Source organism: Paenibacillus sp. FSL H8-0034 (assembly GCF_038000305.1).
Classification (GTDB): Bacteria; Bacillota; Bacilli; order Paenibacillales; family NBRC-103111; genus Paenibacillus_S.
Map to the genome: position 1 here is coordinate 1,946,557 of NZ_JBBOBS010000001.1, position 13,122 is coordinate 1,959,678.

General features: G+C 40.7%; 11 protein-coding genes. 10 read left to right on the forward strand and 1 reads right to left on the reverse strand.

The window, feature by feature from the left end; translation table 11 throughout:
- Position 1: 1 nt before the first annotated feature.
- Both NST47_RS08860 and NST47_RS08865 read left to right on the forward strand, forming a co-directional pair.
- Positions 2 to 1,075, forward strand: a complete 1,074-nt coding sequence (locus tag NST47_RS08860) for a Gfo/Idh/MocA family protein (protein ID WP_341154803.1) — start codon at positions 2 to 4, stop codon at positions 1,073 to 1,075.
- 711 nt (positions 1,076 to 1,786) lie between these two features.
- The gene (locus NST47_RS08865) at positions 1,787 to 2,323 is read left to right on the forward strand and encodes a DUF3231 family protein (protein WP_341154804.1); all 537 of its coding nucleotides are present in this window, start codon (positions 1,787 to 1,789) and stop codon (positions 2,321 to 2,323) included.
- 519 nt (positions 2,324 to 2,842) lie between these two features.
- Here the strand turns inward: NST47_RS08865 and NST47_RS08875 are convergent.
- Positions 2,843 to 3,976 (reverse strand): zinc-dependent alcohol dehydrogenase, encoded by a 1,134-nt coding sequence (locus NST47_RS08875; RefSeq protein WP_341159633.1) that lies wholly within the window; start codon positions 3,974 to 3,976, stop codon positions 2,843 to 2,845.
- Between the two features lie 263 nt (positions 3,977 to 4,239).
- Here NST47_RS08875 and NST47_RS08880 point away from each other — a divergent pair, with 263 nt between their 5' ends.
- From NST47_RS08880 to NST47_RS08915, 8 genes are all read left to right on the forward strand, one after another.
- Positions 4,240 to 5,142: a carbohydrate ABC transporter permease gene (locus NST47_RS08880; RefSeq protein WP_341154806.1), complete on the forward strand. Its 903-nt coding sequence runs from the start codon at positions 4,240 to 4,242 to the stop codon at positions 5,140 to 5,142.
- A gap of 89 nt (positions 5,143 to 5,231) precedes the next feature.
- The gene (locus NST47_RS08885) at positions 5,232 to 6,305 is read left to right on the forward strand and encodes a GntR family transcriptional regulator (RefSeq protein WP_341154807.1); all 1,074 of its coding nucleotides are present in this window, start codon (positions 5,232 to 5,234) and stop codon (positions 6,303 to 6,305) included.
- Positions 6,247 to 7,185 carry a carbohydrate ABC transporter permease gene (locus tag NST47_RS08890; protein WP_341154808.1) on the forward strand — a complete coding sequence of 313 codons (939 nt, stop codon included), beginning with the start codon at positions 6,247 to 6,249 and terminating at the stop codon, positions 7,183 to 7,185. The genes NST47_RS08885 and NST47_RS08890 overlap by 59 nt, the downstream gene beginning before the upstream one ends.
- 87 nt (positions 7,186 to 7,272) lie before the next feature.
- Positions 7,273 to 8,712 carry an ABC transporter substrate-binding protein gene (locus tag NST47_RS08895; protein WP_341154809.1) on the forward strand — a complete coding sequence of 480 codons (1,440 nt, stop codon included), beginning with the start codon at positions 7,273 to 7,275 and terminating at the stop codon, positions 8,710 to 8,712.
- 100 nt (positions 8,713 to 8,812) lie between these two features.
- On the forward strand, positions 8,813 to 9,760 hold the full coding sequence (locus NST47_RS08900) for a glycoside hydrolase family 43 protein (RefSeq protein WP_341154810.1): 948 nt from the start codon (positions 8,813 to 8,815) through the stop codon (positions 9,758 to 9,760).
- Positions 9,761 to 9,787: 27 nt separating this feature from the next.
- Positions 9,788 to 10,627, forward strand: coding sequence for a metallophosphoesterase family protein (locus tag NST47_RS08905; protein WP_341154811.1), 840 nt, complete (start codon positions 9,788 to 9,790; stop codon positions 10,625 to 10,627).
- Positions 10,628 to 11,190: 563 nt separating this feature from the next.
- Positions 11,191 to 12,243: an ABC transporter ATP-binding protein gene (locus NST47_RS08910; RefSeq protein WP_341154812.1), complete on the forward strand. Its 1,053-nt coding sequence runs from the start codon at positions 11,191 to 11,193 to the stop codon at positions 12,241 to 12,243.
- Complete coding sequence (locus NST47_RS08915) at positions 12,236 to 13,114, forward strand: carbohydrate ABC transporter permease (RefSeq protein ID WP_341154813.1); 879 nt, start codon at positions 12,236 to 12,238, stop codon at positions 13,112 to 13,114. The genes NST47_RS08910 and NST47_RS08915 overlap by 8 nt, the downstream gene beginning before the upstream one ends.
- The last annotated feature ends 8 nt before the right edge of the window (positions 13,115 to 13,122 follow it).

Sequence of the window (13,122 nt, forward strand, 5' to 3'; positions counted from 1 at the left end):
CATGTCGAATAATAACAGTATAAACTATTCGCCGCAGGAAAAGCCGCAACAGGTAGTCAGCAAAGGTGAATTTATTATTGCGGCCATGTCGCTGAATCACAATCATATTTACGAAATGTGCAGAGGGCTTCTGGAAGCAGGGGCAACCTTAAAATGGGTATACGATCCAGATCCTGCAAAAGTAAAGAAGTTTTGCGAAACGTATCCATCTGTAAATGTGGCAGCCTCGCGGGAAGTTATATTACAGGACCCTGAGGTTCAATTAGTAGCAGCTGCAGCCATTCCTTGTGATAGAGGAGCATTGGGTGTGGAAGTCATGAATCACGGAAAAGATTATTTTACTGATAAAACCCCGTTTACTACACTGGAGCAGCTATCTCAGGCTAAAGAGGCTGTAATGCGTACAGGGAAAAAGTATGCCATTTCATACAGCGAACGCGTGCATGTGGAAAGTGCAGTGTTTGCGGGACAGCTTGTGCAAGCCGGGGCCATAGGACGTGTTGTTCAGGTTCATGGTCTTGGTCCGCATAGGCTTAGTACCCATCCTCGACCTGATTGGTTTTTTAAGAAAAAACAATACGGCGGAATCCTGTGCGATATAGGAATCCACCAAATTGAATCGTTTCTCTATTATGCAGATTGTAAAGATGCTAAAGTTCTGCACAGTAAAATAGCGAATTATAACAATGAGCACCATCCCGAATTTGAGGATTTTGGTGACGCGACGTTGTGTGGAGACAACGGAGCAACCAATTATTTTCGAGTCGATTGGTTATCACCGAGCGGTCTTTCTACTTGGGGAGACGGTCGGATGTTTATTCTCGGGACGGAAGGTTACATCGAGATGCGTAAATACGTCGATATTGCCCGTGATTTAGACGGTGACCATCTATACATCGTGAATAACGATGGGGAACGCCGATTAGAACTAAAAGGCAAAGTGGGATTTCCTTATTTCGGAAATTTAATTATGGATTGCTTGAATCGAACGGAAATGGCCATGACGCAAGAGCATGCATTCAAAGCGGCTGAGCTTTGCTTGCTTGCACAGCTGCAGGCTATTCGTGTCGGGTAGAAATTTTTTTTACGATTTACTTACTCCAACTACGCAGCTTGAAATTGACAGATAAGCCGTGCAGGTAGCAATCACCGGATCATTCAACTACTCCATGCGACATGACTAAAACCCTCTTTCCTTAGATTGAGGGTTTTTCCTTTTACCCGTTTTCACTGCTTAAATAACTGTATTAAGGAGGTGCGAAAGACCAGAATACCGGCTTGTCAACCACCAGCCTTCGTTGAGGTCTTGATGCATATCCAAAAAATATAGGTATAAATAATTATGTCAGAGGTGTTTATAATTATAAATTTATGGGTAATATTACTCGAATTTGTTATATATCATCTTTTAATACATATTTAGGAATAAATAATAGAAAGAGTGATCTAATGGAAGAAATGTACGAAGTAGTCTTCAAGTGTGATAGAGTAGTAGTTCTAACTATGAATAACTTTTCAAATTGGACTTCTGCCATGGAGGTAATACAAAAACAAAAAGATGAGGGTATAATGTTTGATACTGCGGAAATATTTGAAGTTCGAGGTCGTTCGAGATATTTAGTCAATAAGGAAATAATTTTACCCAAATAAATGATATTGAGATGGTAAAATGCTAAAGCCCCTATCCTTTGGGATCGAGGGCTTTAGCTTATAGGATATAGTTGTATAAAGAAATTAATATTGGAGATACCAGTTAAAGGAGGTGATCCAATAAATGACAACCATCTTGGACACAATTAAAAGTATGTTTGGCTCGTTAATGGATGAAGAACCAGTTCCACCTTTGCATGTGGGAGAAGTAATGTCATTATGGATGCTACTTACGATTTACGAGGAAGGACAAATCGTTTATAAAGTCGCTTTAAATACAACTACGGATCCTGAGTTAAGACATGCAATTGAAGAGGCATTCAAGCAATCGATGGAAGATGTGAAAATGATCAAGGATTTCATGATCAAGGAAGGCGTTCCACTTCCTTCAGTTGCCCAGGGAAAGCCCGACTCCAAATCTGACGACATTCCGCAGGGAGTAAAGTTTACGGACGAGGAGCTGGCCAATCTCATAATTGGCAAAGTTGCAGCTTGTATCGCCTTATGTGGGCAAGCCGTTTCCCAATGTTTAAGAACCGATGTTGCTCTTATTCTGCTAAGCTCAATGGGGAATTTGCTGAAATACAGTGCTCCATACCGGTCTATGATGAGAAAACGGGGTTGGATTAAAACTCCTCCGTACTTCTACCCGCCCGGTGGCCGAAGTACATGAGTAATACCTTATACTTAGAACAAATCTGCTTTTATTGATTCTGCAACCATTATTATAGTGGTGAGCCGTACCATAAATGACGACTAAATTCTCGTTGGGAATGGCATCGTAGCGCGGAAAGTGATTGGAGCGAGGTAGGTTAGGGATGGAATAAACGAGGCCCGATTAGCTTGTTAGACGGCTAGTACGGGCCAATTACCGTGGGGGGCTGTTCCCTCAATTTTAGTGGACTTTTTATCGACAGGAAGCCAGCGGTCCTTCAAAATAAACGATTTGTGATATTCGTATATGCAGAGAACGATCTTCCAAATCCATTTGTATGTGATCTACAGCTACTCGGCTGGTCAATTGGTTTTTGGAATCCAAAAGCTTTACCTCTATCCCCGTCTGTATTCAATTACACATCCCCCCTTAAATGATTCCAACTCTCAAATCATTTTATGAGGCAAAATAGGAATGTATTCATGTACTAATCGGCGGCATGGCATATATCAATCCCTTTTTCCATAAAGGAAATGGCTAGGGCTTTAAGATAACCTTGATGCAATCATCTTCGTGTCCATTAAAGATCTGATAAGCATGACCAGCATCGTTCAGCGGCAAACGGTGAGTGATAATCTCTTTCGGATCGAACTCACCGTTCACGATTTTAGTGTAAAGCTCCGGCATATAGTGAATTACGGGAGCCTGTCCCATCTTAAGTGTAATATTTCTTGCGAAAAATGCCCCAAGCGGAAACAGATTATAATTACCTCCATAAACACCTGTTAGTTGGACGGTTCCACATTTACGCACTGCTTTGGTGGAAATCTGGATTGGTCCAAGAGTACCACCCTGTAGCTTCAATTTTTGTTCAATGAACTCAAGGGGGGATTTTTTTCCATCCATTCCTACACAGTCGATGACGATCTCTGCGCCACCGTGCGTGATTTCTTTCAAATGCTCGCCCATATCGTCCTGCTTCGTAAAGTCAAACGTTTCAACATTATTGATATTTTTTGCATGCTGCAGTCTGTATTGCAAATAGTCGACGGCTATAACGCGTTTAGCACCTTTCATCCAAGCAAATTTCTGAGCCATCAGCCCGACCGGTCCGCAGCCAAGCACAATAACAGTATCTCCTTCTTTTACACCTGAGTTTTCCACACTCCAATAGGCTGTAGGTAGCACGTCTGATAAGAATAGCAGCGATTCGTCTTCTAATTCGCAGGATGGAGGAATAACAAAAGGTGTAAAATTACCGAATGGTACTCTTAGATATTCCGCTTGTCCACCAGGGTAGTCTCCATATTTCTCCGAATAGCCAAAATATCCTCCCGAATCGTAATGCGGATTGCTGTTATCACATTGGCTTTCCAGGTCGTGTGTACAATAATGACATTGACCGCAAGAAACGTTAAAAGGAATAACGACTCGATCTCCCTTTTTGACATGTATCACCTCAGGTCCTACTTCTTCTACGATCCCCATCGGCTCGTGCCCGATGATATAACCTTCTGGTAGAGGGAAATTTCCCTTATATAAATGCAAATCAGAGCCACAGATGGCGGTACTGGTAATTCGAACAAGAATATCGTCTTTTTTTTCGATAGCTGCATCTTTTACTTCCTTTACTTCGACTGTGTTCGGTCCTTGATAAGTTACGGCTTTCAATGTTTCCACCTCTTTCGTTTTATTATTATGTAGAAAATAATCATTATATATTCTAGTTATTATCGCTTTCACCGTTTGTAGAATACGGATGCGATCCATTCCATCGGCAACCTGCCCTAACAGAAGGGACTCCCCCAATCAACGAAATAAAAATGAGAAAGTCTAGTGTTATATACTAAATTTAATATATAAATTAGAAAGTAACCTAAGTATAATAAACACAAATATATAAGCATGGTATAAAGAAAAGGAGGTATTGCTTCATGTTTACCCCACAAAAAGTGCGAAATCTTTCTGCGGTAACAGCTCCCTACGTATTTATCGGTCCATCCATGTTGTTTATCATTGTTTTATCTATATTCCCAATTTTTTACTCATTGTATTTAAGTTTTTTGAGCTACAACTTATCGATGCCGGCTACTACAATCAAATTCAATGGGCTTAACAACTACTTGTATATGTTGACCAATAAAACGTTCATAGGTTCAATTGCATGGACATTGAGTTTTTCGATCAGTGTTGTAGCTTTGAATGTCATCCTTGGAATGTCCTTGGCACTTCTATTGAACAGTTCATTGATGGAACGCGCTTCCGATTTTTTTAAAACCGCTTTCATTTTGCCTATGATGTTGGCACACGTCGTCTCTGCAACGATATGGAAGCTGATGTTCTCACCGGTTTATGGTATTCTAAATAACATATTAATGATGTTGGGTTATGACAAAGTAAATTGGACAGCCGATACATATAATGCGAGATTCGCGATTATTCTTGTGGAGCTATGGGGCTCTACTCCATTTTGTATGCTTATCTTTTTAGCCGCTTTGAAAACGGTACCAAAAGAATTATATGAATCTGCCCTCATTGACGGAGCAAATCGGATCAGGACTTTTTTCGGCATAACACTCCCATTGATTAGAAACTTTCTGGCTTTGGTTGTTTCGATTCGGATCATGGATTCCCTGAGAATGTTCGATATTGTCTACACCTTAACTAACGGTGGGCCAGGAGATGATACCGAAACCATAGGAACTACAATTTACAAAACGGCATTCCGATATTCCGATATTGGGGCAGGTTCAGCAGGGGCTTTCTTATTTTTCATTTTGATCGTGATCGTGACGTTAGTCTTTCTCAAACTCATTCGCAAGGATTCAAAAGACTAGCGGAACAAGCAGCAATCGGGCTGATACCCTGAGGAGACACAAAGTTAAGAATTTCACAATTTTCATTTATACAACAGGAGAAATAATATATGGCAGGATATCCGCTGTACAAACATATCCAAGATTTGATCGTTAATCAGATTCGCGAAGGAGCTTTGCGACCGGGTGATCGGGTCTCGTCTGAAAGTGAATTGATGAATCAGTATCATGTGAGCAGTATTACGGCCAAGAATGCCTTGATCAGCTTGGCAGACCAAGGGATTGTGGTCAGAGTCCAGGGCAAGGGAACCTTTGTATCGGATAATGACATTACGAATCAAATCGTAGATAAAAACAACAAGAGTGCTGTATCTAATGAAGATAATAAATTTGTCGGAATGATCATGCCGACCATGAAAACCAATGTAGAACAGAGATTGTTATATTATATTGAAAAATATTTATATGAAAATGGCTATCAACTGATTTTACGCATAACGGATGAATTTCTTACGGCAGAGACAGGAGCGATTGAAAAATTCAAGGGAATGGGTGTCTATGGCATGATCATTTTTCCCACTCTCGATGAAAAGTATAATGAAGCGATTCTAAGACTTAAGCTAGATAACTTTCCATTTGTATTGATTGACAGGTTTTTGAAAAGCATTGATACCTATAATGTTACTTCGGATAATGTACAAGGAACATATCAAGCAATTTTTACGCTCATGAATAAAGGTCATCGTCACATCGCATTTATTTCGCCAACAATAACGAACTCGGCAACAGAAGAGCGGGCATATGGTTTTGAAAAAGTTTTCTCTGATTCAAATTTACCGATTAATAAAAACCTGTGGTGTTTGCTTGATCTGGAAATAATTGCTTCTAATCGTGCTTATTCATATATTTTGAACTTTTTGAAGAAGCATCCAGAGATCACCGCAATCTTTACTGTGAATGTTGAAATGGCTTCATTAACCTACAACGCTTTGAAAGAGTTATCTTTATTGAGCAAAATAGAAATGATAACCTTTGACGAAATCGGTCTGCCGGATGTTCATTTTATTAAACAAAATTACAAGGAAATGGGTAGACATGCCGTACATTCTTTAATTTCCCAAATCAATGGAAAAAGCTTTGTCAAACATATTGTGGTTCCCACTCAATTTCATCTCAAGCCTTGATGAACAGGGCGGGAAGTATGGCTATACTTTTTTTGGGGGTGTTGATTTAGTGAAGCATATTTTCGAAAAATCCATGATGTATTTGTTGATGATCATATTTACAATTTTCTTTTTATTTCCTATATATTGGGCCATTACGATGTCTTTTAAAACACCGGGGCAAATTTTCGTTACCCCTCCAGAGTTTTTTCCCTCAAGCTTTCATTTGGACAATTATGTGGATATTTTTTCAAAAGGGGGGGCTGGCATTTATTTCTTGAATAGCTTGATTGTCTCCATCACAACCACAGTTGTGGCGGTATTGTTTGCAACGATGGCGGGTTACGGGTTTTCAAGGTATAAGTTCAAAGGAAAGTATACTGCATTATACACAGTCATCATCGTTCGAATGATTCCCGGTCTTGTATATACGATTCCTTTCTATATTATTTACCAGAATTTAGGCATGCTGAACTCTTTGACTGGTTTAGTAATCAGCTACATTACATTTTCGTTGCCGTTGGCAATTTGGTTGTTCATGGGATTTTATGACCAAATTCCAACTGAAGTATTTGAGTCTGCGATTATTGACGGGTGTAACGATTACGGTGTATTTAGGCATATTGCCATCAAACTCGTTTTACCAGGGATTGTGGTAGCCTCAATCTTGATTTTCCTTGGTGCCTGGAATGAATTCGGTCTTGCTCTGGTTTTATTGTTCACTGATGCTAAGAAAACATTGCCTATTGGGATCAATGGTCTCATTGTCTATCAAGAGGATACACCCTTTGGCTCACTTGCCGCAGCTGGAACGATTGCCATGCTTCCTGCTATCATTTTGTCCCTTACGACTCAGAAGTTTATCGTTCGCGGGTTAACGGACGGTGCGGTTAAAGGTTGATGACCATTTGTACTTTTCCACAACCAACGTTTGTCAAGTTTCTGGAGCTCTTTCACCAGAATTTACAAAATAAAGGGAGGAATTTAAATGTCAAAAGGTATCAAGTGCTCGTTAATTTTTATTTTGGCTATCGTTTTATTGATCTCCGGATGCAGTGGAAATACTGAACAGGTCATGGACAGCAAAGCGAAACAAGGGGCTGATCCTGCTGCTGCTTTGAAAGAGCTTCCCCAGCCGTACGGTATTCAGTTGAAGGATATGAATGGTGGCGGCACCTTGAAAGGACAGTATAAAGGAAAAAAAATTACTATAGCGGTTTCAAGCGGAAGTTTTGAAAACGCAATCAAGGCTGTTGCCCCATATTTTGAACAGGTTTCCGGTGCAAAAGTAGAAGTGCAAAGTATTCCGGGAGATAACTTGATGGATAAAGTTCAATTGGATCTAAACTCCAGTCATATTTACGACGTTGTCATTACGCCGATCGCCTTTATGCATGGCTTCGCCGAAGGGAATCAATTGAAAAACCTCCAGCCGTTCGTTGATAATCACAGTATCGCAAGTCCTAATTTGGATATTGATGATTTCATTCCAAGCCTATTGGATATCTATGGAAAGTATAAAGGGAAACTTGTCGCATTTCCGTACAAACCGGACGTTCAATTATTTTTCTATCGAAAGGATTTGTTTGAAGATCCCAAAATTAAGGCCGCCTACAAAGAAAAAACAGGGAATGAGCTGAAAGTTCCCGAAACTCCGGAAGAGTTTGTACAAACAGCAAAATTTTTTACCAAAAGCCTGAATCCCGATTCTCCAGTGACCTATGGATACAGCACTATGGCATCCAAAGGAAGAAGTCGTTGGATGTGGGTAAATCGTCTAGCCTATTACGGTGGCAATAATGTAGACGGGAACTTCAAGCCTGCCTTTAACAATAAAGCCGGTTTGGAAGCAATGAACATTATGTTGGAGCTTCAGAAAACTGCACCGAAAGAATTGCTGCAATTTGGATGGGATGAGGCCAATAACTTCTTTGCCACAGGTGAAGTTGCCATGATGGAACAGTGGCCTGGATTGTTTTCCGTTATCCAGGGCGATAAATCCAAAGTTAAGGATAAAGTTGGATTTGCCGTAACTCCAGGTCAAGCACCTACTCTTGGCGGTTGGGCGATATCGATGGCGGAAACATCAAAGGAGGCAGAATTAGCTTACAAATTTATCGAATATGTGACATCCAAAGATGCAGAACTGTTGAAAATGAAAGATACGATGGATCCGACACGCAAATCCAATTATGAAAGACAAGAAGTAAGGGACTCCCAACCATTCTACCCAGCATTATTGAATTCATTAAAAGCGGCAAAAATACTTGCCGATACGGACGTTCCCTTTATTTCTGCCAAGTTAAATGATATTCAGGAAGTGGCAACTCAGAGTGTTTTAAACGGTCAAACGACACGTGAAGAAGCATTACAATCCATGGCTAAAGGTTTCGAAACCGAAATCGGTAAATTGAAATTGGCAAAGTAACAGCGAATTTATGGATCGACAGGCAAAGACTTCTACAGCACGCAGTGATCTTTGCCTGTAGATTAAATGAACTTCAACTATTATAGAGGAGGGGTAGGATATGGGCAAAACTTTTATGAATCCATTACTCGAGAACGGCGCGGACCCTTGGATGTATAAACACGAAGACGGAACCTATTACTTGATGGTTACAAGACAAGGCCGTCTGGATCTATGGAAATCTGACAATATGACGAATATCGCCAGCGGTAACCCAAAGACAATCTGGACCCCGGAGGGAACAGGCAGCAATAGCAAGAATCTTTGGGCTCCTGAAATTCATTATATTAACAAAAAGTGGTATATTTACTATACAGCGAATGATGGAGGGGGGGACAGTACTCGAAAAATATTCGTCCTTGAAAATGAAGAAAAAGACCCTTTTGAAGGAACATGGATGGATAAAGGCTCAATTATTACAGAGTATGCAGGCTTGGACGGTACGGTATTTGAACATGGGGGAGAGCTTTATTTCCTGTATGCGGGCTACGGCCATTTCCCGGAATATGGGTCTGCGATTTATATTGCAAAAATGGCCAATCCTTGGACAATAGAAGGAGAAAACGTCCTGCTCAGCAAACCGACGGACCCATGGGAAATGCAGGGTGGTATGGCGATTAATGAAGGACCGGCAATTTTGAGAGGTTATGGGAAGATTTTTCTTGTATTCTCGGCAAGTACTTGTTGGTCTGATGACTATTCACTAGGTATGCTGACGTGCTCCGAGCAGGATGATGTGATGAATCCGAAATCCTGGATCAAGGCCCCGAATCCGGTATTCCACAAGAGCGCGGAAAACCAGGTGTTCGGCCCCGGGCATAATAGTTTTGTTAAATCACCTGATGATAAGGAATATTGGATAGTCTACCACGCAATTCCAGTTTCGGGCGCAGGAAGTGCACATCGCAGTACCAGAATACAAAAATTTGGCTGGGATGATCAAGGTAATCCTGATTTCGGAATTCCGGTCCCGCTCCATGTGCAAATTGATGTGCCTTCCGGCGAGTAAGTTAAATTGAGATGGGAGAGAGAGAAAATGATGCGTTTGGCGATAATTGGTGATTTGCATTTTTTTGATAATAGATTTGTACAAGGAAATGAAGAACTGTTATTGGCTAAAGAAAGATTCTATGAGAGATATTTGCAAAAGTTCTTCGAAATTGAAGCCGACCTGCACATCTCCCTTGGTGATTTGACCCACATGGGATGGGAGGAAGAATTTGAAAGCGTTTATCAACATATTCGTAACTCCGGTATATCTTTTCGCCATATATTAGGAAACCACGATGCCTATGAATTACCAAAAACTAAAATTCAATCATTGATTGCTAATCCATTGAATGATGTATTTGAAACCGAAGAGGCCCTATTCGTGTTTGTTGATTCGACTAGAGAAATGGACCCGAAAGATTACAGCGGTCATCTTAATGCGGACCAATTGGAATGGTTGGAGGCACAAATGCTCGTTTCTCCATCAAAGCCTATCTTGGTTTTTGCCCATCATCCCCTATATAACACGACAACCGGGTCAACGGATGAAAAGATGCATATTGATCCGACGATCGATATGCGTGCAATATTACGGAAAAGACAAGGAAATTGTTTTTATTTCAACGGCCACAATCACGTACACTCTATAGTAAGAGAAGAGCAATGGAACTTTATTCAAACTGCAGCAGGCATGTGTCACCCTTCCATACGCATCGTGGAAATCGATAAGTCTGAGGTTCGAACCCGCATAGTAGCCATTGAGGATAAAGAATTATTAGAAGCTGCGCAGATTCTATATGATAAGTTACCTCAATACCATCGGCCCTTACATGCGCATGGGCAAAATTCGGATTGGGATCAGATCATATTGTTGCAAAACCGCTAAATCATCTTGATTTACCGTAGAGAGTGCTGCCACTCTTATTTCCTTACAGGGAAAAGGGGTGGTTTTTTTCCTGCGGAAAGTTAACAGTTCTTTTCGTTAATAATTAACGATTAATGTTTTATTTTGTTGTTTGTTGATTTTTATCAATTGCCAATAAAGATTAAATATGCACTGAATGATCAAATTTTAATTGAATCATGCGAAAATTATGCCTTTTAAATATAATCACTATTATACATTTATTTAATAACAAAAATCGAAGGTAAAAGATTATAAACGACAAATAAACGTTGACAAATGAAAACTAAAATGGGAAAATAATAACTATAATCTTAGCTTTAACTAATGATTGCAGCATGAGAAGGCATCATTAGTATGCTTAGAGCCTTTATTGTATACGCATTCAATTATGCGGTTAACCGGTATCTTAGTATCGTGTATATCAGGAGGTGAGCTTGATCATTAGGTTGTTGAAGCTTTGCGATTGAAAAAAAAGAAAAATCAAATCACAGCTAGCTCCTAGCTGCTTTGAATTGTTGTAAAGAAAAGGAGGGGGATTTCTCTTGGCATCCATAGAGTTCGTAAAGGTAACCAAATCGTTTGATAAGCAGGATGTTATAAAAGATTTGGATTTAAAGATTGAAGACGGGAAGTTTACAGTTCTGGTTGGTCCGTCAGGCTGCGGGAAGACGACACTTCTTCGTATGATTGCCGGTATTGATCCTCAGACCTCTGGTTCGGTGCTTATAAACGGAAAGGATGTCACACGAATTGCGCCCGGTCAAAGAGGAGTGGCTATGGTATTCCAAAACTATGCCATTTACCCCACGATGTCTGTAAGGGAGAATATTGAGTTTGGACTAAAAAACAATAAGGTGGGTAAAGAGGAAAGAACCCAACTCGTAGAGAGTATCAGTACTACGGTTGGTTTGAATAACTACCTTGACCGTAAACCGTCCACCTTATCCGGCGGACAACGCCAACGCGTCGCATTGGCACGTGCCATGGTTAAGAAGCCTTCGGTGTTTCTGATGGATGAGCCGCTGTCCAATCTGGATGCCAAGCTCAGAGGGCAGATGCGTATCGAATTGATCGAGCTGCACAAGAAATTAGGTACCACCTTCGTATATGTAACGCACGATCAAGTGGAAGCGATGTCCATGGCTGACACGATTGTATTAATGAACCAGGGACTGATACAACAAGAGGCTCCACCGGATATTATTTATCGTCAGCCCAACAATTTGTTCGCAGCACAGTTTATCGGCGTCCCGCCAATGAATGTGGGTAACTTGAATGTGGACGGAGTGAAATTTGGTTTCCGCCCGGAGAGTACGGAAGTGTCCAATGAGCCTCTCGACCATCATTATTCCCTCCGTGGAGTAATTGCCACAAGGGAGATGCTTGGATCGGAAACGTTGTATCAAATAAAAACCAAAGAGCATTCCTTCATGGTCAAGTGCGTCGAAGACCGCTTTAGCGTCGAGCAAGAGGTATACTTGGGAGTTCAGGCATCCAAGCTGTTTTTTTTCGGAGCCGATGAAAACCGTATTCTTGAGAAGCATAGCCGTTTTCCTGACTACTTGGAGGCGCTGAAAGGGCAACGGCATGGATAATAGAACATTATGGGAAAAGCTTCGTCCGTATCTATTGGTTATTCCTGCTATGATCGGTATTTGTCTTTTTATTATGTATCCTGTTATTTATTTAGTTTATTTAAGCTTTTATAAATACAATCTGTTGAACAAAGCGAAAAGTAAATACATCGGATTTGATAACTTTAAACAAATTTTTACTCGGGAAGATTTTTACCAGGCGCTGATGAATACGGTATTTTACACAGTCGGTGTAGTGGTACTCACCTTGCTGCTATCCCTGCTCATTGCTTTATGGCTGAATAAAAAGAAACGATTCAATGCTATTGTTCAAGCAGGTATATTCACACCGCACATCATTTCTATTGTATCCATTGCGCTGGTGTGGCTGTGGATTATGGAACCAAGTCAAGGGTTACTGAATTTTGTGTTCAAAGCGATAGGGCTGCCGCCTTCCCAATGGCTGCAGAGCTCGAGTACAGCACTTATTTCGGTCATTATCGTATCTGTGTGGCATGGCATAGGCTATTACACGTTGATCATTATTGCTGCGCTGCAAAGCATACCTCCAACTATCTATGAAGCAGCAGCGTTAGATAATGCCAGCCGGTTCAAGGTGTTCTACAAGATAACGATACCACTTATATCACCACAGCTGTTTTTCATCCTGCTCATTATGACAATCGGCTCCTTTAAAGTGTTTGATACCGTTCAAGTTATGACGGGCGGAGGTCCAAATAACGCAACAAGTACTCTCGTTTACTACATTTATGAATATCGAACAACGAATATTGGTTACTCAGCTGCTACAGGTGTAGTTCTTATGGCGATCATCGGGGTTTTAACCGTTATTTACTTCCGGGTGCTTTCCAAAAAGGTCCATTACCAATAAGCCGCTTA